This window comes from Cryobacterium sp. LW097 (assembly GCF_002205495.2).
Lineage (GTDB): Bacteria > Actinomycetota > Actinomycetes > Actinomycetales > Microbacteriaceae > Cryobacterium > Cryobacterium zongtaii.
The window spans coordinates 376,478-397,275 of sequence record NZ_CP021992.1 but is presented as its reverse complement, the minus strand read 5'-3'; the positions used below and the strand labels follow the sequence as shown (position 1 = coordinate 397,275).

Below are 20,798 nucleotides of genomic sequence, written 5' to 3'. Positions count from 1 at the left end.
ATGGCCCCGGGGTCGGCTACATCGGCCCCGCGTGCTCGGTCAACCAGGAGTACGGGTCGATGGCGGTGACGCCGTCGAGGTGCAGCTCCAGGTGCAGGTGCGGTCCCGTGCTCTGGCCCGTGCTGCCGACGTTGCCGATCACCTGACCGGCCGTGACGGACTGGCCCACACTCACGGCGGCGGAGCCGGCGAGCATGTGCCCGTAGGTGCTGGTGACGTTCTGACCGTTCACGACGTGATCGATCATGACGTGCACGCCCAGGCCGCCGTTGTCGTACGCGGTCACCGAGCTCACGACGCCGTCGGCGACGGAACCGATCGGGGTTCCCTGGCCGGGGTTCATGTCGAGGCCGTCGTGGAAGGTCGAGCATCCCGCGCAGGGCGCCGAGCGGGGGCCGTACCCGTCGGAGATGCGGATGGAGCCGGGGAACGGCCAGCGCACGCTCGCCCCGGCGGGGGCGGCGGCAACGGCGGTGGCCGCGGCCGCGGCGGCGGGGGCGACGACCACGGGTGGTGGTGGCGGCGCGACCTCCTTGGCCGTGTAGGTGTCCACCTGCACGGGGACGGGCGCTGCGGCGGTCACGCTGATGCTCTGTGCCGGTGCGGCCTCGGCCTGGGCTACCCTGGCGGCGGACGCCTGAGCCGCGCTGGCCGGAGCACCGTCGGCATCCACGTAAGCGGCCTGCGCGGGCAGCGCACCGGCCGTGGTGAGCAGCGCCACAAAGGTCATGGCGGTGACGGCGGTGACCTGCCGGCGGCGGGAGGGCGGCTTGATGAATCCGCTGCGCCTACGCATGAAACTCCCCGGCCGAAACGTGGGCAAGGATGTGCACGGTGCAAATGGACATGGCAAAAGCTTTCTGGTCGATGCGGGATCAGGATGCGGATCCACCAGGCCTCGAAAGGGTCACTCACCGGCAGCGGCCCGCGTCAGGTGACAGGGCAGGCCGGATAGGGCGTGGAGCGGGCGGGAACCGTGAAGGTGGCACCGCCGAATGGGAATCCAGCACACGGCGACGACGTCGGCCCCGCGCGCAGGTAAATGACGTTACGTCACGTTTCTGGGTAAACCGTGTGCGTGCATGCGTACGCACACATCGGCGGGGGTGTCGCTAGGGTCGTCTGGCGCGGAGGGCCAGGCCGCCGATCGGCAGGATGACCAGGCCTGCCGCGCACAGCAAGGCGATCCACTCACCGGTGGCCAGGCTCACCCAGAGGCCGAGGCCGAGAACCGCGACGCTCCACAGCCAGCCGAACAGCGCGCTGCGGCGCACGGCGTGATCGGGTGCCATTGTCATGCCTTCACTCTACAAAGCGCGGCTGGGTGGTTCCAGTGGACCCGAGGGCTCAGACGGTGACGACCGACTGGGCCAGGGCGTCGAGAGCGCCGGGCACCAGTCGGTAGTACGCCCAGGTGCCGCGCTTGTCCCGGGAGAGAATACCGGCATCCACCAGCACTTTGAGATGGTGGGACACCGTGGGCTGACTGAGGCCGAGGGGTTCGGTGAGGTCGCAGACGCAGGCTTCGGAGTCGTCGTGGGCGGCGACCATCGAGATCAGCCGAAGCCGGGCCGGATCGGCGATGGCCTTGAGGGTCTTCGCAAGCTTTTCCGCGCCGTCCGCGGCGAGCGCTTGGCGGGCGGGCGGCGCGCAGCACTCGACCGCCGCGGGGGCCTGCAGAAGTTCGACGTTCACCATCCCCCCATTCTGACACGCGAATTGACATCCATCGATGCTGTCGCCACACTCAATATCGACGTTCATCTATTTCCCAGCCGCGACCGATGGAGCACCATGACATCCGCCGACCAGCCCGCCCCTGCCGCCGCGCAGCTCGGCACCACCGATCGGCTGCTGCCGGTCTGGATTCTCCTCGCGATGGGGCTCGGGCTACTGCTCGCCGTCTTCGCGCCCGGCGTCGGCGACCTGCTGCACGCGTTCTCGATCGGCTCGGTGAGCGTGCCGATCGCGGTGGGCCTGTTGGTGATGATGTATCCGGTGCTCGCCAAGGTGCGGTACTCGGATGCCCGCGCCGTCGCCGGCGACCGGCGCCTGCTGGTGTCCTCGCTGGTGCTGAACTGGCTCGTGGGCCCGGCGCTGATGTTCGCGCTCGCCTGGGTCTTCCTGCCCGACCTGCCCGAATACCGCACCGGGCTGATCATCGTGGGTCTGGCCAGGTGCATCGCCATGGTGCTCATCTGGAACGACCTGGCCTGCGGCGACCGGGAGGCCGCGGCGTTCCTCGTGGCGATCAACTCGGTGTTCCAGGTCATCGCGTTCGCCGCCCTCGGCTGGTTCTACCTGCAGGTGCTGCCGGCCTGGCTCGGCCTGGCCACGACCAGCGCCGAGTTCTCCATCTGGGCGATCACCGCGAGCGTGTTGGTGTTCCTCGGAATTCCGTTGCTGGCCGGCTACCTCTCCCGTCGCATCGGCGAGGCCGCCCGTGGCCGCGCCTGGTACGAGAGCCGGTTCCTGCCGCGGGTGGGCCCATTCGCGCTCTACGGACTGCTCTTCACGATCGTGTTGCTCTTCGCCCTGCAGGGTCAGCAGGTCATCGACCGGCCGCTGGACGTGGTGCGCATCGCCCTGCCGCTGCTGGTCTACTTCGCGGTGATGTTCGGGGCGGGCTTTCTGGCCGGCCGGCTGGTCGGGCTGTCGTACGCCCGCACGGCCACGCTGGCCTTCACGGCGGCGGGAAACAACTTCGAGCTGGCCATCGCGGTGGCCATCGGCACGTTCGGCGCCACGAGCGGTCAGGCCCTGGCCGGCATCGTGGGCCCGCTGATCGAGGTGCCGGCTCTGATCGCCCTGGTCTACGTGTCGCTGTGGCTGCGCCCGAAGCTGTTCGGCCACGAGCCGGCGCCGCGGGCAGCAGCAGCCGGCGAACCGGCATCCACCAAGGCGGCGGCGACGACCGCCGTCTGACCCGTCAGTGCCAGCGGTGCAGGCTCAGCCGCGGGTCACCTGGATCTTCGACGTCGTCTGCTCGCGCTCGGCGACGGGCACCCGCACCTCGAGTACGCCGTCCCGGTAGCTGGCCGAGACGTCGGAGTCCTTGCTGCCGCTGGGCAACGGGATGTCGCGGGCGAAGGAGCCGTAGCGGAATTCGGTGCGGTAGCCGCCCTTCTCCTTGTGTTCGCTGGTCTCCTGGCGTTCGGCCTGGATGTGCAGGACCCCGTCGGACACCGAGATGTCCACGTCCTTGTCGGGGTCGATGCCGGGCATCTCGGCTTTCACCACGAGGGTGTCACCCTCCTGGTATTCCTCCACCCGCAGGGCTGCGGACTCCCAGTCGCCCTCAAAAAAGCGTCGCACCGAGTCGGGCAATTCGAATCGGTCGCGGCGCGCTACTCCACCAGCCATGATGCATCTCCTTGGGGTTCGGCCTGTTTTCGCTGCACAGAGTACCCCCGCGCCGTGGCCCGCGCAGGCCGCGCGACGGGCGCTAGATCAGCTGCGCCGCGCGCAGATCGGCCTTCAGCCGCGGGGTCAGCGGGTCGAGAATATCGTCGTACTCGCGATGCCCGCGCAGGTAGGCGGCCGTGAACGGGCACAACGCCACAACCCGCAGCCCGCGCGCCCGCACATCGGCGAGCGCGGCCGCCACCAGCGTCGACGCCAGGCCCTTGCCGGACTGGTCCATGCTGATCTCGGTGTGCACGAACACCCGCTGCTCGCCGTGATCGGCGTAGACGGTGTGGCCCACCTGCACCCCGTCGAGCAGCAGCACGTACCGGCGCTCATCCTCGACGAGTTCGACGGTGCGCTGCTCGCCGGCACCGGGCTGACTATCGCCATGTGTGGGGATGCTCATCCCCCCAGTCTGCCCAGCGCGCCGACGGATGCAACCCCTCGCGGCTGCCCATCCGGCGCTACTCGGTGGTCGGCACCGCGCCGGCCGCCGCCGCGGCATCCGCACCCGCCTGAGCGACGCTGCGCCGCGCCCGCCGGTAGGTTGACCGCTTCGGCTGCTCCTTGAGCTGGCGGCGCACATCGTCGAGGATCTCGGTGACGGTCATCAGGTCGGCATGGCTGAGCCTGTCGAAGAGCATCTCCCGCACCAGGTCGACGTAACCGGGGATGCCCGTCCGCAGCAGGTCGAGGCCCGCCGGAGTGATGTGGGCGATGACCGACCTGTCGTCGTCGGGGGCTGGCTGCCGAAGCACCAGCTCCTTCCGCTCCAACTGGCCGACCTGGTAGGTGAGCCCACTGCGGGAGACCGTGAGTGAATCGGCGATGTCGGTCATGCGCCGCCCAACGGTGCCGGCTTCGCCGATGCGCAGGAGAATCTCGAACTGCGCGAGGGTGAGGCCCACGGAGTCGCGCAGATTGCGGTCGGCCGCGTACTGCACGATGTTCGACGTCTCGAACAGGGCCGCCCAGGCACGCATCTCATCGGCCGAGATGGATGGTTCGGGAATTCCCATGGTCGGTCCTCCGTTAGGGTGAGAAAGAAGTTGTTTCGAATACGAAGCACTTGTCGGCTCGATGTCGAACACTCTGCGTGTTTACGACTGAGTCCAGTGTGCTCCGCTCTACCCGAAAGAAGACAATCATGACCAACGCCATTTACACCGCATCCGCCACCTCCTGGGGTGGACGCACCGGCAAGGTCGTCACCAGCGACAACAAGCTCGACCTCGACCTGTCCATCCCCAAGGACATGGGCGGCGACGACGGACCCGGCACCAACCCCGAGCAGCTCTTCGCCAGCGGCTGGGCGGCCTGCTTCCACAACGCCCTCAAGGCCACCGCCCGCCAGAACAAGGTCGACGTGTCGGAATCCGCCGTCACCCTCACCGTCAACCTCGTCGGCAGCATGGCCACCGGCCTCGACTTCGAGGTCACCATCGAGGCCCAGATCCCCGGCGCAGACCCGGCCACAGCGCAGGCAGCCATGGAAGCCGCACACGCGGTCTGCCCGTATTCCCGCGCCACCCGCGGCAACATCGCCGTGAAGCTCACCGTCGTCACCGACGAGGACTAGCCACCACCTTCGCTCTGCGTCCCGTGCGGACAATTGCGTCCGGCACACCGGCACCAATTGTCCGCACGGGCACCAGTTGCGCCACCGGCAGGCTCTACCCCCAGACGTCGGCCATCTCCGCGGGCAGGGTCCGCAGCACGTCCCACCGCTCAGGCACCACCAGGCTCGGCAGCACGAACGACCACATCTCCACGAGCCGCTGCATCAGGTCCGCCCGGCCGGTGAGCACGCCGGAGACCACCTGCACACCCGTGAACGCCGGGCTGATGAACCGGGCGGCGGCGGCGACATCCACGTCGGCGCGCACGTCGCCGTCGAGGATTGCGCGCCGCAGCAGCAGCTCGCAGGCCGCGATCCAGTCCTCGTATGGCGTCACTACGGGCACCGAGAGGTTGCTCGATTCCATCGTCAGGCGGATGCCTGCCCGCGACACCGGATCGTCGCGCACCTGCTTGCCCAGCTCGAACGCCATCCGCAACAGCACGTGCAGGCCGGGCTGCTCGCTGTGCAGCAACTCGTCGCCGAGCCCGAGCGCCCGCTCATGCTGGGCGTCGATGACCGCCAGCGCCAGCGCCTCCTTGGACGCGAAGTGGAAGTACAGCGCCCCCTTGGTGAGCCCGGCCGCGACACAGATATCCGCCATCGAGGCACCGCCGTAGCCCACAGCGCCGAAGACATCGGCGGCGGCGCGGATGATCGCCGCCCGGGTTTCCACGGCGCGAGCCTGTTGGGTCATGACGCTCCTCGACTGGAAACGGGCACCCGGCACGGCACCGAGACCAATTCCGACTTCGTCTCACCAGAAAGCATACCGTTTGGTATGCTTCCATTAGGCCGGGCGAGCATTCCGGGGGGAACCTGTTTTCCCGGCCGACGACTACCGCACGACCGCACCACCCGCCCAGCGCCGCCGCCGGGCACCATCTGCCGGGATCGAGGGGAATCCGACGAATGAACAGCACAGGAATACTCGGCACCGCCTGGCAAGGAACGCTCGGGCGCACAGATGTCCTGGACGGCGGCGCTATCGACGGCGCCACGCTGGGCGCTCTGATCGGCGTGACGCTCATCGTCCTGGCCGGCCTGGGCGCCCTCGTCCTCATCGTGGCCGCCCTCGCGCAGGTGGTCCGCGCCGTGCACCTGAGCGAACCGGCCCGCACACGGTGGGTGTTGACCGTGGTCTTCGCACCGGTGTTCGGCGCGCTCGCCTGGTTCGCGGTGGGCAACCGCCTCCAGGCCGGCTGACCCGCACCCGGCAGCCCCGCACCCGGCAGCCCCGCACCCGGCAGTCCCGCTTCCGCGGGTCAGGACCGGGGCCGCACTACGAGCACCGGGCAGTCCGCGTGCCGCACGCACTGCTCACTGACCGAGCCGAGCAGCATCCCGGCCAGTCCACCGCGCCCGCGGGAGCCGACCACCAGCATCCGGGACCCCCGCGAGACCTCGATCAGAGTCTTGGCCGGCCCGCCCAGCGCCACCCGGTACTCCGCCGTGAGCCCCGGATGCTCGGCGACGACGTCCCGGGTGTCGTCCACGAGGCGTTCCCGCACCGCGCCCGCGTAGTCCGAGTACGACGACACATAGCCGAACTCCCAGTTCGCCGGGCGCGGAGCCGTGTCGATGGTCCAGGCGCGCACGATCGTCACCGGCACCTTGAGGTCGGCGGCCAGGTCGAGAGCCACGGTCAGGGCGTGATCAGCGTCGGCCGATCCATCATGCCCGACGACGATGCCCGTGCGCGGGCCGGGCTGCTGTGCCGGTTGCGCGGCCGCTTCGGCGTGCACCGCCGCCGCGTCGCCCGCAGCGGGCCGAGGGTCCTTACCTGTGCCGGTGTCAGCGTCCATGGTGACCTCCTGCCGCGGAAGGCGGAGCGTCCGACTCCTGCGGTTCCCTCCCATTCAACCGTCCCGAGCCTGCCGCCGGAAGAGCGCGGGGCATCTCGGGCGAGGAATTCCGGCCGCCCTCCGCCGCTGAGCCGCGCCGGCGCGGTCTCTCGCAGCCGCCTCCCACCCGGCGCCCCAACGCCTTCGATAGTCTCGGGGGATGAGCTACTTCGAGCGCCACCGTTTGTCCGCGCTCGCGACGGCTGCCGTTCTCGTCGTCGTCCTGGCCGGCGCAGCCCTCGTCAGTGCCGCCCTGCGCGCCGACCCCGCCACCGCGGCCCCCACCGCGCCCATCGCCACGAACACGATCGACCTGGCCGGCTTCGAGCCGGGCCGCATCGTCAGCGACTACACCTTCTTCAACGCCGACGCCATGACCGAGCAGCAGGTGCAGTCGTTCCTGCTGTCGCGCAGCTGCATCCGCACCGACAGCTCACCCTGCCTCTGGGAGTACCGCGAGAGCACCGTCGACCAGCCCGCCGCGGGTGCCGGCCACTGTGCCGCCTACCCGGGCGCCGAGAACGAACACGCGAGCACCATCATCAGCAAGGTCGCCGAGGCCTGCGGCATCAGCCCCCGCGTTCTGCTGGTGCTGTTGCAGAAGGAGCAGTCCCTGCTCAGCCGGCCCACCGAGTCCGGCTACCTGCGCGCCACCGGCTACGGTTGCCCCGACACGGCCGACTGCGAGACCGAGTACTTCGGTTTCTTCAACCAGGTCTACAACGCGGCCTGGCAGTTCCGTCAGTACACCCAGGAGCCCGAGCGCACCTACAAGATCGGCGACACCGAGGTGGGCTACAACCCCGACGCCGCGTGCGGCGCGAGCACCGTCGACATCCAGAACCAGGCCACCGCCAACCTGTACAACTACACCCCGTACCAGCCCAACCAGGCGGCCCTCGCCGACCCCGACAGTGATGGCGACGGATGCTCCACCCACGGCAACCTCAACTTCTGGCTGTTCTACACGGCCTGGTTCGGCTCCGGCAACCCCGACCCGTACCCGGATGCCCTGGGCTCCTGCCTCAACTACGCCCACGGCCAGCCCTGCCGGGTGCCCGAGCTGATCCCGTCGCTCTAACCCCACCGCACGCTTAGGAGGAACCATCGTGGACGTCCCCGCCGGCCGCCATCTCGTGTACCAGACCAGCCTGATGAGCGCCCTGCTCGACGGCATCTACGACGGTGACACCACCGTGGCCACCCTGCTCGAACACGGCGACTTCGGCCTGGGCACCTTCAACGCGCTCGACGGCGAGATGCTGATCCTCGACGGTGTCTGCTACCGGATGCGGGTCGACGGCACGGTGGCACCCGCCGCGCCCGGCGACCTGACCCCGTTCGCCGTGGTCACCGAGTTCGTCCCCACGGTCACCATCCCCGCCACCGGGCCTGCCACCCGCGATCAGGCGGTGGCGCTGATCAACGAGACCCTGCAGAGCGCGAATTACCTCTACGCGGTGCGGCTGACCGGCGAGTTCGAGTGGGTGCGGGTGCGGGCCGTGCAGCGGCAGGAGAAGCCGTATCTGCCCATGTCCGAGGCCATCCGGGGCGAGAAGACCCTGGAGTTCGGCCGTTCCACCGGCGTCGTCGCGGGGTTCCGCACCCCGCTTTACGGGCAGGGCATCGGCGTGCCCGGCGGGCACGTGCACTTCGTCGACGCCGACCGGCAGCACGGCGGCCACGTGCTCGACTTCGCGTTACTCTCGGGCACCATCGAGATCTGCATCGGTACCGACCTGCACCTGGAACTGCCGCTCACACCCGAGTTCAAGAACGCGGACCTCAGCCCGGACAATCTCGCCGACCAGATCGAGCAGACCGAAAACCACCGCTGAGCAAACCAAAACGACCCGGTCAGGTCCTCGTCACGTGCCCCGGCCAGAGCGCCGCATCCAGCCCACGTTCGAGCTTGGCGATGGTCTCCATGTCCGGCCAGGCCCGCCCGTCCAGGATGCCGATCAGGGTGGCGTGGTTCACGCCGCAGGACTCGGCGGCATTGCGGATGCTCCGCGAACCGATGGCACGGCGCAAGTTGCCCGCGAACGTCCGCGCGACCTCGCCGATGGCGTCGCTGGCCGGGCCATCCGGCCACTCGTGAACCAACTCGTTCGGCTTCAGGCGCTTGGTGCGTGACATTCCCCCAGCGTAGGCCGCTCCAGGAGCCGTGCGGGCCGCACGAACGGCGACTACGGGGTCCACCAGGGCCGCAACGGCAGCTCGCCGGCAGCGCCCGGTTTGTCGGGCCGGGACATCAACACCTGGTGCAACTGGATGCCATTGTTCTCGAACCCGAGCCGCGATCCAGCCATATACAGACCCCACACTTTCGCGGTGGGGAGCCCGACCTCGGCGACCGCCTCGTCCCAGTGCTCGACGAGATTGGCGCACCAGTCGCGTAGCGTCAGCGCGTAGTGCTGCCGTAGGTTCTCTTCGTGCAGAACCTCCAGACCGGCGTCCTGCGCCTCGCTGATGATCCGGCCAGACCCTGTGAGCTCCCCGTCGGGAAAGACGTAACGATCGATGAATCCGCGCGGCTGTGGTGGTTTGTGATTCTCCGGCCAGGTGATGGCGTGATTGAGTAGCAGCCCGCCGGGGCGCAGCCGGGACTGCAGAAACCCGAAGTACGACGGATAGTTGCGCACGCCGATGTGCTCGAGCAGCCCGATCGACGACACCGCGTCGTACCCGGTTTCCGTGACATCGCGATAGTCGGCGTAACGGACCTCGGCCAGATGGCCCAGGCCCTCGTCTGCGATGGCCCGCTGTGCCCAGCCGGCCTGCTCGGTCGATAGCGTCACACCGGTCGCTCGCACGCCGCGGTGGGCGGCGTAGCGCACCATGCCGCCCCAGCCGCAGCCCACGTCGAGCAACCGGTCGCCCGGTTCCAGTCGCAGCTTTTCGAAGACGAGTCGGTACTTGTTGTGCTGCGCCTCCTCGAGGGATGCGCTCCCGCGCGGGTAACACGCGCAGGTGTAGGTCATGGACGGCCCGAGAACCCACTCGTAGAAGGTGTTCGAGACGTCGTAGTGGTGGTGGATCGCTTCGGCATCCCGGGTCTTGCTGTGCCGGAGCCCTCCGGTGATCCTGCGCCACCGGGGCTGCGCTTCCTCGGGCGGCGGCGCTATCGGGCGCAGGTGCCGGGCGCCGATGGAGCGGATCATGTCGACCATCATCCGTGCCGGTGGGCGTGCGAAGACGAGGCTGTCGGCGAGGGCCTTGAGCAGCTCATAGGGGTCCCCCGGGTGCACCCCGCGGATGTCGAGGTCGCCGGCGATGTAGGCGCGGGCAAAGCCGAGGTCGCCGCGGCCGGTGGCCAGGTAGCTCGTGCCGCGGGGGGTTCTCAGATCCAGCCCGAACGACGCGTCCGTCGGCCCGGTCGAACTCTCGTCATAGGCCGTGAACCGCAGCGGAAGCCGGCCGCCTGCCAAGATCTCCAGCACCTCGGCGAGGGTGTATTTCCCCGCCGATCCGGTTTTCCCTGGTGCATCCGTCAGCGAAGTCGACTTCGTCGAGCGTTCCCGGTACGTGGTCATCGTCGTTGCACCGCCTTGGCATAGAGGTCGAGGAGACGTGAATCAGGGTCGTATCTGTTCTTCACTGCCCGGTAGTTTTCTCCGCCGTAGAGTTCGTCGAACTCCGCCCGGGAGTAGTAGGAGTCGGAGTACAACGACTTGTGCCCGTCGAAATCACGCACCGCGCGTTCGATCAGGCGGTTCGTCGCCCCCGCGGTGGACCCGACCGGCACCGTCGACCAGAAGCCGACGTTCACGTAGTTCTGGCGCGGCCCGATCGGGTAGAGCGGCCAGCCGGTGTCATCCTGCAACCGCAGCGGACACAGCCAGACCGGTGTGATCGGCACGGTGTCCAGGAACCAGTCCAGAAACTCCGCGCACCGCTCTATCGGCACCTCGATGTCCTGGACGACGCGCTCGCGGGGCGGCCGGCCGGCCAGTTTCTCGATGCGATCGCCGATGTGGAATCGTTGTTCGTATTTCATCAGCTTCCCGTAGACGCTGCTGCGCCGGTAGCGTTGCGGCCACAGCCGGCGGACCCGCGGATTCTGCGCTCCGAACGCCTCCGAACACCAGAACCAGTCGGTGTCCCAGCGCCAGAGGTAGTCGTGGATGGTGAGGCGGTCGTCCGTCACCCCGCTGTCGTGCTGAATGGAGCGGTAGTAGATCTGTTGGCCGGTGTAGTCGCTCACGGGGCCGGGCGCACTGGTCTTCCTACCGAGGCAGAGGTAGCTTTCCGCCGCGTTGAACACCACGCCGTCGAGGTAGTCGACCACGTCACCGTCGAACATCCCGGTCTCGATGATGCCGTGCATGGCCCGGATCAGGTCGACGAGCGAGTGGAACCGCAGATGGCTGAGCGCGACGAACGGTTTCACGGGTTCGAGCTCGATGCGCAGGCGCACCGCGTACCCCAGCGTCCCGTAGGAGTTGGGGAAGGCCCGGTACAGATCCGCGTGCTCGGTGGGCGAGACGGTGAGCACCTCCCCCGTGCCGGTGAGGATGTCCATCTCCCGCACCGACTCGTGCGGCAGGCCGTTGCGGAACGACGTCGACTCGATGCCGAGGCCGGTGACTGCGCCGCCGAGCGTGATGGTCTTCAGCTGCGGCACCACCAGCGGCGCCAACCCGTGGGGCAGCGCCTGGGCGACGAGGTCGTCGTAGGTGCACATGCCGGCCACGTCGGCCGTCCGCGCCTCTTCGTCTATCGCGATGACGCCGGTCAGCCCGGAGGTGTCCAGGCCCGGCACGGTGTTCTTGGCGCGTGCCCGGAACAGGTTCGACGTTGGTTTGGCCAGCCGAATCGGGGCCCCGTCGGGGACGGCCCGATAGCTCTCGAGTAGGCGCTGCACGCCGGCGGCGTGAGCGCGCTTCGCGTCGACAAGTGCGGGCACGCCCACACGATAGCCCGCGGTCGCCCCGGACGCGACGGCCACGTCCCCTCCCCGTGGCGATCGGTACCGGCTCAGCCCTGCCGGGCCTTCAGGCGCGGGTTCTTCTTGTTGATCACGAACACCCGACCCCGCCTGTGCACGATCTGGGCGCCGGGGAGCTTCTTCAGTGCCTTGAGCGAATTGCGTACTTTCATGGCCACACCTTCCTTAATGAGAATGAATATCAATAGACTATCAACATGACACCGCCCACCTTCCTCACCGTGAACCTCGTCAGCGGACTCACCGGCTCCGGCAAGTCCTCCATCGCCCGCGCGAGCGGTTGCCCCAGCATCGGTCTGTTGAGCTCAGACCCGGAGTCCGTGAGCCTGGCCATCGCGGGCACCCTCACCCCGGCCGACGTGATGCTCGAGGTGCATCCGTCGGCGATCCCGCTGGAGGTGGCCATCTCGCTCATCGCGGCCGGCGGCGACCCAGCACTCCGACCCGACGCCGCAGCCATCCGGCTGGGGAATTTCGTGAGCGTGCTCGACGCGTCCAGCTTCTGGCGGGACATCCGCAGCGAGAGGCTCGCTCCGGGACCGCCGGTGCCCTGCCTCACACACGGTGACCACGACCGCACGGTGGCCGACGCCCTCGTTCAGCAGATCGAGTGGGCCAGCGTGGTGGTCATCAACAAGACCGATCTGGCCACCGCGGCCGACTGCGCGGACCTGCGTGATTTCGTGCGGCTGCTCAACCCGTCCAGCCACGTCGTCTTCGCCCGGCACGGCCACAGCCCGGTCAGCCCCTGGCTGCTGCCTCCGCGGGAGGACATGCTGAAATGGTTGCAGCAGAGCCCGGGCTGGATTCGACAGCTGAACGGCGAAGGGCTGCTGGCGTCCAGCCGCACCGGTCTCGGCTGCGTCGTCTACCGCGATCCGCGCCCGTTCCACCCGGGCCGCCTCGCCGCGTTCCTCAGCGACAAGGCGACCAATTCGGGTGAGATCCTGCGCTCGCGCGGGCTGTTCCGCCTGGCGTCCCGCCCGCACGTGGTGGGGTCCTGGAACAGTGCCGGCCCGACCATCGAGTTCGAGCCGACCAGAATGGGCAGTCACGACCCCGATTCGCCGTGGGGCCAGGAGATCGCCTTCTTCGGCCGGGACCTCGACGCCTCCCAGCTGACCGCGAACCTCGATGCCTGTCTGCTCGACGACCGCGAGTTCATCGGCGGGCCGCTCGAGTGGCGAACCCTGGCCGACCCGTTCCCCGCCTGGGACCTCAACAGAGACGAAGACTAGCCCCACACCATCACCGACCGCACCGTGAAGGACACGCCCATGACCAGCCCACACGCCCAAACCTCGGCCGCCCCCGGCGCGAGCGGCCCTCTTGTCGCCCTCTGCGCGGGCCACCGCTGTGAGGCCCTCCACCGACTGGCGGATGGCCGCACCGGCGCGGAGAGATTGCGCGCCACAGTGGCCGGCGGCCGCGGTACCGTACTCGTGGCCACCCCATGTCTGGGCGCCTGCGCCAGCGGGGCCGTCGCCGCGGTCGCCCGTCGCGATGACGCCACTGGTACCACCGGCCCATCCGTCTGGTTGGGCGGCGTCGACCAGGCGGCGGTGCTGGGCGCACTGCTGGACTGGATCGGCTCCGGGGGGCCTCCCCGCATCGAACTGCCGGCCGACGACCTACCCGGCACGCTGCACGACGCCATCCTCGGACTCGGCCGGCCCATCCGGACGCACCGCACCGGGAATTGAACAGTCGACAGTCGGGTACCGGCGCAGGGAAATGGGCAGACGATTGAGGCAGGTTCCGGTGATCGCTCTGACCGGCCACCTCGGCGCCGGCAAGACCACCCTGCTCAACCACCTGCTGCGCGCGCCCGGCGCACGCCTGGGCGTGGTGATCAACGACTTCGGCGAGATCAACGTCGATGCCGGGCTCACGTTCGGCCAGATCGACGAGGTCGCCGCCATCAGCGGTGGCTGCGTCTGTTGCCTGCCGGACGCGGGCGGCCTCGATGGCGCCCTCGACAGGCTGACCTCGCCCCGGCTGCGTTTGGACGCCGTGATCGTCGAGGCCAGCGGCGTGGCCGAGCCGACCGAGCTAGCCCGGCTCATCCGCTACAGCGGCGTCGCGAACGTGCGGCCCCGCGGGCTCATTGACGTTCTGGATGCTGTGGAGCACTTCACCACCGTCGACACCGGAGGACTGGCGCCGGCACGCTACTCGACGGCGTCCCTTATCGTGATCAATAAGATCGATCGCCTCCCCGCCGGACAGCGGACCGCCGTGCCGGCCCGCATCGAGCAACGGATTCGGGAGCGCAATCCGCTGGCGCGCGTAATCGCCACCGCCCGGGGTCGCATCGACTCGGCCCTGGTCTTCGACGCCGCACTCGGGCCAGCTCCAGACGGCGAGTTGAGCTTCGCCGCCCTCGCCGACCCGGGCGGCGACCAGGACCGGCACCCGCACGCCGACACCGTGACGGTCCTGGCGCGGGGGCCGGTCGATGCCGGCCGACTGGTCGACCTCCTCGAGGACCCGCCGGACGGGGTATACCGGCTCAAGGGAGCGATCATGGTCGGTTCCGGAGCGAGCATGCGCCGGTACGCCGTCAACGTCGTCGGTCGCTACATCCACCTGGCCCGGCACGCGACCGAGGCGGGCGCGGATGCCCTGGTGGCCATCGGCATGCACCTTGACACGGCCGTCGTACGCGAGCGCCTCAAGCGAACCGTCGCTCCGTCCTCGTCCGGCTCGGCCGGCATCGGGCTCCGCCGACTCACCAGACTGCGCCGACTCAGCGCGTGAGACCCTCAGCAAGTTGATAACGATAACGCTTATCAATAACGTGGGACGGGTCGTTCTGAGCGAACGCACCACTCCCGGAACGGAAATCCCCACGTGCACCCCGCCCTCACAGCGCAAAGCCTCTCGATCACGGCCGGCACCACCGGGCTCGTGCACGATCTGAGTTTTCACGTCGACCCCGGCGAGCGGGTCGCGCTGCTGGGCGCCTCCGGTTCCGGCAAGTCCCTCACCGCGGCCGCCATCCTCGGCTCACTCGCACCAGGCATCGCGGTCGCCGGAGAGATCACGCTGTTCGGCACGGCCCGCCCGACGCGCACCGTACGAGGCCGCGGCGGCAGTGTTGCGGCCGTCTACCAGGACTCGCTGTCGGCGCTGAATCCACTCGTGTCCGTGGGCGGCCAGCTGATCGCCACGCTGCGGGCCCAGTCCAGGCGCGTCGCCGGCAGGACGGCGACGCGGGATGCGCGGGGCACCGTGGCCGACCTCCTGGAGTCGGTCGGAATCGACGACCCCCAGCGCACCATGCGCGGGTACCCCGCCGAACTCTCCGGCGGCCAACGCCAGCGCGTCTGCATCGCCCTCGCGCTGCTCTGCCAGGCGCGGTTGCTCATCGCCGACGAGCCGACCACGGCCCTGGACGTCGTAACCCAGGCCAGGGTCATCGAGGTCCTCCGCGACTACGGCCAGGTGTCCGGAGCGGCCATCCTGTTCATCACCCACGACCTTGCCGTGGCGGCGTCCCTGTGCGATCGGGCGCTCGTTCTGGAGAACGGCCGCCTCGTCGAGTCTGCGTCGATGGCCGACCTGATCGGCCGCCCGCAGCATCCCTACTCCCGCGCCCTGGTGGCAGCCGCCACTCCGGCCCGGGATCTGGTCGGAGCCACTCAGTGATCGAGACCCTCGGCGCCATCGGCCTCACCCACCGCTACCCGCGCCCGCGCCGTTTCACCGTCGAATCCTCGGCACCCGCGCTGGACGACGTGAGCTTCCAGATCACCCGCGGAGAAACCGTCGGCGTCGTCGGCCGGTCCGGCTCGGGAAAATCCACCCTGCTGACGACCCTGCTCGCGCTCGCCCGCCCCGACGCCGGCCGGGTCTTCCTCGGCGAGCGCGACGTGCGGCCGGGCAGCGCGCGTTCCCTGCGCTGGTACCGCCGCCGGGTCCAGTACGTGCCCCAGGATCCGGCCGCGAGCCTTGACCCGCGGATGACCGTGGCCCAGTCGGTGGGGGAACCGCTCAGGCGCCTCGGCATCGCCGGCGACCATCGCGCTCTGATCATCGCGGCGCTGGATGATGTCGGCCTGGCCGCGGCGGTGTCCGACAGTCGCCCCCGGGAACTGTCCGGCGGGCAGGCGCAGCGCGTCGCCATCGCCCGGTCCATCGTGACCTCGCCGGACTTCCTGCTCGCCGACGAGCCGATCAGCGGGCTCGACCTGCCCATGCGCAACCGAGTCATCGGCCTGCTGGCCGGCCTCGCCGCGCACCGCTCGCTCGGTCTGGTCTTCGTCTCCCACGACCTGGATGCCGTCGCGCGCCTGTGCCGGCGCAGCGTGGTGCTCGCCAACGGTCAGATCGTCGAGGAGGGCGAGACCGGCCGCCTGCTCGGCGCCCCAGAGCACCCGGCCACCCGTGAGCTCGTCGACGCCATCCCCCGTCTCCCCGAGCGGCCCACGCCGTGACGGTACTGACCGAGGTGCGCGCATCCGCCCCACCGCGCGCCTCGACGCTCCTGCTGAGCCAGCTCGTCTTCAATCTCGGCTTCTACGCCGTCATCCCCTTTCTCGCCTCAACCATGCGCACCGACTTCCAGCTCACCGGCGCCGCGATCGGCCTGGTCCTGGGCGCTCGCACCTTCTTCCAGCAGGGCCTGTTCCTGGCCGGCGGGATGCTGACAGACCGGTTCGGTGCCCGGGCCCTGATCGCGGCCGGGATAGCGGTTCGCGTGGCCGGCTACCTGCTGCTGGCGACCGCGGACGGATTCGCCGGCTTCCTGGCCGGCGCCGCGCTCACCGGCCTGGGCGGTGCGCTGTTCTCGCCGGCGGTGGAGACCCTGGTCGCCGCCGCGGATGCCCGTGCCCGCTCGACCCGGCCCACCCACCGGCCCTCCCTGTTCGCCGCGCTGATTGTCGTGGGCGAGGTGGGCGCGGCGGTCGGTCCCGTCGCCGGGGCCCTGCTGCTCGGCCTGGGCTTCTCCGCCGCCGTCCTGGCCGGCGCCGCCGTGTTCACGGTCGTCGGCATCGTGCTGTGGCGGCTCGTGCCCGCTGAACCGGGGCGCGCCGACCAGGGCGGCGCCGCGCCAGACGCCGGCGTGATCGACCCGTGGGCGAGTATCCGCCATCGCCGTTTTGTCATCTTCGCGGGTCTGTTCAGCGTCAACCTGCTCGCGTACAACCAGCTGTACCTGGGCCTGTCCTTCGAGGTGGAACGCACCGACGGCGGTACGGGCACCCTCGGCGCTCTGTTCCTGCTGGTCTCCCTGCTCACCGTGGCCCTGCAGTGGCCGGTAGCCATCCTGGCCCGCCGCATCGGCACGGCCCGAGCGTTGACGGTGGGGTTCGCCGTCATGGCCGCCGGGTTCGTCGCGGTCGGCGCGGCCACCCGGATGCCGCCCGCCGGCAGCGTCCTCGGTACCCTTCCCGCCGCGGTGCTGGTGACCTGCCTGGCCCTGGGGCACATGCTCGTGCTGCCCGTGGCGATGGATCTCGTGCCGCTGTTCGCCGGCGGCGACCGCTTGGGCTCCTTCTACGGTCTGCTCGCCAGCTGCGGCGGGGTGGCGGTGCTGCTCGGCAGCGTGCTGTTCGGATCGCTCTTCGACGACTCCCCCGCCGTGGCGTGGGGCCTGCTTGCCGCGCTCGCGCTGCTGAGCGGCCTGGCCCTGCCCAGATTCCTTCCCATCCACCCGAACATCCCAGAGGACTCATGACTCACACATCGATCCGCCCACTCGCCGCCACCGCCCTCGCGGCCTGCTTGGCCGTTGCCCTCACCGGCTGCTTCTCCGCCGGCACGCCGGAGGCCGAGGGCAGCGACAGCCGCATCAGCCTGGCCATGCTGCAGCCGCCCCGGTCGGGGCTGTCGCCGCTCAGCGACGACGCCTTCAAGCTGTCCCGATGGAGCACCGCCGAAACCCTGGTGACCCTGGACGCCCTCGGCGACCCGCAGGCGGCACTGGCCACCGAGTGGACCCAGTTGGACGACCTCACCTGGCAGTTCGACGTCCGCCCGGACGTGACCTTCCACGACGGCACCGCTCTCACGGCCGAGCAGGTCGCGGCCGCGTTGACCGCCGCCGCAACCGCCAGCCCCAAGCCGCGCATCCTCGACGGCGTGGAACTCACGGCCACCGCCGACAATGATTCGGTGCTCATCGGCACCGACACCCCCGACCCGCTGATCGCGCAGCGGCTGTCCAGCCCGCAGCTGGCCATCCTCGCCGCGTCGGCGTACGGCAGCGACGGCATCGTCGACCCGATCGGCTCCGGCACCGGCCCGTTCGAACTCGTCGCCGTGAACGGCACCTCGTCGGCAACTCTGGACCGTTACGACGACTACTGGGGCGACGTGGCCGTCTCCAGCGGCATCGACGTGGAATTCGTGCCGGACGGCACCGCCAGGGCCGCGGCTCTCCGCACCGGAACGGCCGACATCGTCGAGGCGATCCCGGTGGGCCAGGCCGCGCAGATCGACGAGGACCTGATCTACGAGGTGCCGATGCCCCGCACCAACACCCTCTACCTGAACACCGAAACCGGGCCGTTCAGCGACCCGGCCGTGCGCGCCGCAGCCCGCGACGCCATCGACCGTGCCACGATCGTGGAGCTCGTCTACGAGTCCCGCGCCGACGAAGCCGCCGGGCTGCTCGGTCCGGCCATCGACTGGGCCGCCGACCTCCGCGACGACGACGCCTACACGGATACCCTCAACACTCGGAGCGACGCCGGCCCGGTCCACGGCGTGCCCATCACTCTCGGCACCTTCACCGACCGGGCGGAACTGCCCGAGGTGGCGGTGCTCCTCGAACAGCAGCTCGAGGCCGCCGGCTTCATCGTGCAGCAGGACGTGCGCGAGTACCAGTACATCGAGGCCGACGCCGTCAACGGGGTCTTCGACGCCTTCATCCTGTCCCGCGCCACGGTCCTCGACTCCGGCGACCCGGTCGCCTACCTGTACAGCGACTTCACCTGCGAGGGCTCGTTCAACCTCTCGCAGTTCTGCGATCCGGCCGTTGACGCAGCGCTCATAGCGGCCGGCGAACTGCCGGCGGGCGCGGACCGTCGTCAGGCCATCATCCAGGCCGAGGCGCTCATTCTCGCCGCCGATGCCGCCATCCCGATGCTGCACGAACGTGTCATCCAGGGTGAGGCGGCCGGTGTCACGAACGCGGTGCGGGACCCCCGTGAGCGCGCGCTGATCACCAACCAGACCAGCGTGGACCGCTAGTGAGCCGCGGGTGGGCCGCCACCCTGGTCGCGCTCTCCCGAACGATCGCGATCGCGGCGGTGGTGCTCCTTGTGGGCATCCTGCCGTGGCTGAGCGGGCGGAGCCCCGAGTATACGATCCTGCGCGCCCGGTACGCCGATCTGGAGGCGACCCCCGAAGCCCTGGCGGCCGTGCGCACGGAACTCGGCCTCGACCGCGGCCCGGTCGTCGTCTTCATCGACTGGGTCGCCGCGCTCTTCCGCGGCGACCTGGGCACGTCCTGGATCAGCAACCGACCGGTGCTGCCGGGCACGCTGAGCGCCCTGGGCGTGTCGGTGACGCTGATGGGATTCGCGATCATCGTCGCCATTCTCATCTCGGCGCTGCTCTGTCTGCCGGCCCTGCGGGCGGGCCTGCGGGGGCGCAGGTCCCGCGGCTCCGGGGTCCTCGGGGCCACGTTCACGGCGCTGCCGGAGTTCCTGCTCGCGTCGACGTTGCTCATCGTCTGCGCGGTCTGGCTGGGCTGGTTCCCGCCCTACGGCTGGACCGGTCTGGAATACGCGGTCTTACCCGCCCTGGCCATGGGCATCCCGGCCGGCGGCCTGATCGGCCGACTGTTGGCGGATGCGATCACCGCCACCTTCGCCGAGCGCTGGGTGGCCACCTGGGCGATGGCGGGGCTCTCCCGCCGCCGTACCGTCGCCGCGGTCCTCCGCCGCGCCCTGCCCTCGGTGCTCAGCCAGATCGGGCTGATCCTGATCGGCCTCACGGGCGGGGCGGTGGCGGTGGAGCAGGTCTTCGCGATCCCCGGCCTCGGCCGCGCCACCCTCGGGGCCGCGAGCAGCCAGGACATCCCCGCGCTGCAGGCCGGCATCCTCGCCCTGTTGGCGGTCGCCGTGATCGTGGGTGCCGCGGTGGGGCTGGGTCGCCGACTACTGCTCGGCCCGGCCCTCCGGCTCGGCTTCCTGCCCGTTCCCGACGCCCGGCTGCCGTCGCGGCTGCGCGACCTCACCGTGCCGGTGGCGTCGGCGGTGCTGCTCGCCGTGATCGTCGTCGCGGGGCTCCTCTGCGACCCGTTCGCTTCCGCGCACCAGCGGCTGCAAGCTCCGTCGTGGGCCCTGCCGTTCGGAGCGGATGCCAGCGGCCGTGACCTGCTCGGCCGGGTCGGCCACGGCGCGGTCACCACCGTGGGGGTGGCCCTCGTCGTTGTGCTCATCTGCCTGGTGGTGGGCATCGTTGTCGGGCTGTTTCCGCACGCCTCGATCGGCCCGCTCGAGGTCACCAATGCCGCCCCTCCCATCCTCGCCGGCATCATCGTCACCGCGTTGTGGGGGCCGTCGATCGAGGGCGCCGCGATCGCGGTAGCCCTGGTGAGCTGGGCTCCCCTGGCGGCGCACACCGGTGCTCTGGTGACCGAGGCCAAAGCACAACCGCACATCCGCATCCTGCCGGTGCTCGGCGTCAGCCGCACGCGGGCACTGCTCCGATATGTGTTGCCGGCGGTCGTGGGGCCGGTCTTCCGGCACGCGATGCTGCGCCTGCCCGGCATCGCGCTCACCCTGGCGGCCCTCGGCTTCCTCGGCCTCGGCAGTGACCAGCCCACACCCGAGTGGGGCCTGATCCTCGCCGAGGGCAGCGGTTACGCCGAGCGTGCCCCGTGGGCGGTCCTGGCGCCCGCCGCGGCCCTCATCCTCGCGTCCGTGCTCGCGGTCTCCCTGGCCTCCCACGACTGGTCAGCCCTCCCCCGCCGCTCCCGCCGCCCCCGCTCCGTCGCAACGACTCCGGCGGGTTGAACGCC

Annotated in this window: 25 protein-coding genes; 13 read left to right on the top strand and 12 right to left on the bottom strand. The window is 69.9% G+C overall.

Going from position 1 to position 20,798, the window contains the following annotated elements; all coding sequences use genetic code 11:
- Positions 1-16: 16 nt before the first annotated feature.
- From B7495_RS01895 to B7495_RS01885, 3 genes are all read right to left on the bottom strand, one after another.
- The gene (locus B7495_RS01895) at positions 17-796 is read right to left on the bottom strand and encodes a M23 family metallopeptidase (RefSeq protein ID WP_088455088.1); all 780 of its coding nucleotides are present in this window, start codon (positions 794-796) and stop codon (positions 17-19) included.
- Between the two features lie 316 nt (positions 797-1,112).
- Positions 1,113-1,298 (bottom strand): hypothetical protein, encoded by a 186-nt coding sequence (locus B7495_RS01890; protein ID WP_088455087.1) that lies wholly within the window; start codon positions 1,296-1,298, stop codon positions 1,113-1,115.
- A 49-nt stretch (positions 1,299-1,347) separates the two neighbouring features.
- Positions 1,348-1,698, bottom strand: a complete 351-nt coding sequence (locus tag B7495_RS01885) for a metalloregulator ArsR/SmtB family transcription factor (RefSeq protein ID WP_088455086.1) — start codon at positions 1,696-1,698, stop codon at positions 1,348-1,350.
- A 96-nt stretch (positions 1,699-1,794) separates the two neighbouring features.
- On the opposite strand from B7495_RS01885, the gene arsB reads away from it, so the two are divergent.
- Positions 1,795-2,925, top strand: a complete 1,131-nt coding sequence (gene arsB, locus B7495_RS01880; RefSeq protein WP_088455085.1) for an ACR3 family arsenite efflux transporter — start codon at positions 1,795-1,797, stop codon at positions 2,923-2,925.
- A gap of 24 nt (positions 2,926-2,949) precedes the next feature.
- Here arsB and B7495_RS01875 read toward each other — a convergent pair whose 3' ends face one another.
- From B7495_RS01875 to B7495_RS01865, 3 genes are all read right to left on the bottom strand, one after another.
- The gene (locus tag B7495_RS01875; protein WP_088455084.1) at positions 2,950-3,363 is read right to left on the bottom strand and encodes an Hsp20/alpha crystallin family protein; all 414 of its coding nucleotides are present in this window, start codon (positions 3,361-3,363) and stop codon (positions 2,950-2,952) included.
- An 82-nt stretch (positions 3,364-3,445) separates the two neighbouring features.
- Positions 3,446-3,814: a GNAT family N-acetyltransferase gene (locus B7495_RS01870; RefSeq protein WP_088455083.1), complete on the bottom strand. Its 369-nt coding sequence runs from the start codon at positions 3,812-3,814 to the stop codon at positions 3,446-3,448.
- A gap of 58 nt (positions 3,815-3,872) precedes the next feature.
- Complete coding sequence (locus B7495_RS01865) at positions 3,873-4,427, bottom strand: MarR family winged helix-turn-helix transcriptional regulator (RefSeq protein ID WP_088455082.1); 555 nt, start codon at positions 4,425-4,427, stop codon at positions 3,873-3,875.
- Between the two features lie 128 nt (positions 4,428-4,555).
- Between B7495_RS01865 and B7495_RS01860 the strand changes: the two genes are divergently transcribed.
- Positions 4,556-4,987 carry an organic hydroperoxide resistance protein gene (locus tag B7495_RS01860; RefSeq protein ID WP_174776277.1) on the top strand — a complete coding sequence of 144 codons (432 nt, stop codon included), beginning with the start codon at positions 4,556-4,558 and terminating at the stop codon, positions 4,985-4,987.
- Positions 4,988-5,081: 94 nt separating this feature from the next.
- Here B7495_RS01860 and B7495_RS01855 read toward each other — a convergent pair whose 3' ends face one another.
- On the bottom strand, positions 5,082-5,723 hold the full coding sequence (locus B7495_RS01855) for a ScbR family autoregulator-binding transcription factor (protein ID WP_088455081.1): 642 nt from the start codon (positions 5,721-5,723) through the stop codon (positions 5,082-5,084).
- 215 nt (positions 5,724-5,938) lie between these two features.
- Between B7495_RS01855 and B7495_RS01850 the strand changes: the two genes are divergently transcribed.
- Positions 5,939-6,232: a PLDc N-terminal domain-containing protein gene (locus B7495_RS01850; RefSeq protein ID WP_088455080.1), complete on the top strand. Its 294-nt coding sequence runs from the start codon at positions 5,939-5,941 to the stop codon at positions 6,230-6,232.
- A gap of 59 nt (positions 6,233-6,291) precedes the next feature.
- Here B7495_RS01850 and B7495_RS01845 read toward each other — a convergent pair whose 3' ends face one another.
- Complete coding sequence (locus B7495_RS01845) at positions 6,292-6,831, bottom strand: universal stress protein (RefSeq protein ID WP_205748701.1); 540 nt, start codon at positions 6,829-6,831, stop codon at positions 6,292-6,294.
- Between the two features lie 199 nt (positions 6,832-7,030).
- On the opposite strand from B7495_RS01845, the gene B7495_RS01840 reads away from it, so the two are divergent.
- Positions 7,031-7,951 carry a hypothetical protein gene (locus tag B7495_RS01840; protein ID WP_088455078.1) on the top strand — a complete coding sequence of 307 codons (921 nt, stop codon included), beginning with the start codon at positions 7,031-7,033 and terminating at the stop codon, positions 7,949-7,951.
- A gap of 28 nt (positions 7,952-7,979) precedes the next feature.
- Positions 7,980-8,708 (top strand): acetolactate decarboxylase, encoded by a 729-nt coding sequence (gene budA / locus B7495_RS01835; protein WP_240632348.1) that lies wholly within the window; start codon positions 7,980-7,982, stop codon positions 8,706-8,708.
- 19 nt (positions 8,709-8,727) lie between these two features.
- Here budA and B7495_RS01830 read toward each other — a convergent pair whose 3' ends face one another.
- The 4 genes from B7495_RS01830 to ykgO form a co-directional block, all read right to left on the bottom strand.
- Positions 8,728-9,009 carry a hypothetical protein gene (locus tag B7495_RS01830; RefSeq protein ID WP_088455077.1) on the bottom strand — a complete coding sequence of 94 codons (282 nt, stop codon included), beginning with the start codon at positions 9,007-9,009 and terminating at the stop codon, positions 8,728-8,730.
- Positions 9,010-9,059: 50 nt separating this feature from the next.
- On the bottom strand, positions 9,060-10,406 hold the full coding sequence (locus B7495_RS01825) for a class I SAM-dependent methyltransferase (protein ID WP_088455076.1): 1,347 nt from the start codon (positions 10,404-10,406) through the stop codon (positions 9,060-9,062).
- Positions 10,403-11,779, bottom strand: coding sequence for an FAD-binding oxidoreductase (locus B7495_RS01820; RefSeq protein WP_205748700.1), 1,377 nt, complete (start codon positions 11,777-11,779; stop codon positions 10,403-10,405). Before B7495_RS01820 ends, B7495_RS01825 begins: the two co-directional genes overlap by 4 nt.
- Before the next feature lie 71 nt (positions 11,780-11,850).
- Positions 11,851-11,973 (bottom strand): type B 50S ribosomal protein L36, encoded by a 123-nt coding sequence (gene ykgO, locus B7495_RS01815; RefSeq protein WP_088455075.1) that lies wholly within the window; start codon positions 11,971-11,973, stop codon positions 11,851-11,853.
- A 45-nt stretch (positions 11,974-12,018) separates the two neighbouring features.
- On the opposite strand from ykgO, the gene B7495_RS01810 reads away from it, so the two are divergent.
- The 8 genes from B7495_RS01810 (at position 12,019) to B7495_RS01775 (ending at position 20,793) form a co-directional block, all read left to right on the top strand.
- Positions 12,019-13,059, top strand: a complete 1,041-nt coding sequence (locus B7495_RS01810) for a GTP-binding protein (RefSeq protein ID WP_088455074.1) — start codon at positions 12,019-12,021, stop codon at positions 13,057-13,059.
- A 39-nt stretch (positions 13,060-13,098) separates the two neighbouring features.
- Positions 13,099-13,524 (top strand): (2Fe-2S) ferredoxin domain-containing protein, encoded by a 426-nt coding sequence (locus B7495_RS01805; protein ID WP_151199508.1) that lies wholly within the window; start codon positions 13,099-13,101, stop codon positions 13,522-13,524.
- Positions 13,525-13,582: 58 nt separating this feature from the next.
- Positions 13,583-14,581: a GTP-binding protein gene (locus tag B7495_RS01800; RefSeq protein ID WP_240632347.1), complete on the top strand. Its 999-nt coding sequence runs from the start codon at positions 13,583-13,585 to the stop codon at positions 14,579-14,581.
- Positions 14,582-14,674: 93 nt separating this feature from the next.
- Complete coding sequence (locus B7495_RS01795; protein ID WP_088455072.1) at positions 14,675-15,472, top strand: ABC transporter ATP-binding protein; 798 nt, start codon at positions 14,675-14,677, stop codon at positions 15,470-15,472.
- Positions 15,469-16,260, top strand: a complete 792-nt coding sequence (locus B7495_RS01790; RefSeq protein WP_088455071.1) for an ABC transporter ATP-binding protein — start codon at positions 15,469-15,471, stop codon at positions 16,258-16,260. Before B7495_RS01795 ends, B7495_RS01790 begins: the two co-directional genes overlap by 4 nt.
- Positions 16,257-17,504, top strand: coding sequence for an MFS transporter (locus B7495_RS01785; protein WP_205748698.1), 1,248 nt, complete (start codon positions 16,257-16,259; stop codon positions 17,502-17,504). The genes B7495_RS01790 and B7495_RS01785 overlap by 4 nt, the downstream gene beginning before the upstream one ends.
- Positions 17,501-19,021 (top strand): ABC transporter substrate-binding protein, encoded by a 1,521-nt coding sequence (locus B7495_RS01780; RefSeq protein ID WP_088455070.1) that lies wholly within the window; start codon positions 17,501-17,503, stop codon positions 19,019-19,021. Before B7495_RS01785 ends, B7495_RS01780 begins: the two co-directional genes overlap by 4 nt.
- Positions 19,021-20,793 (top strand): ABC transporter permease subunit, encoded by a 1,773-nt coding sequence (locus B7495_RS01775; RefSeq protein ID WP_088455069.1) that lies wholly within the window; start codon positions 19,021-19,023, stop codon positions 20,791-20,793. Before B7495_RS01780 ends, B7495_RS01775 begins: the two co-directional genes overlap by 1 nt.
- Positions 20,794-20,798 lie beyond the last annotated feature (5 nt).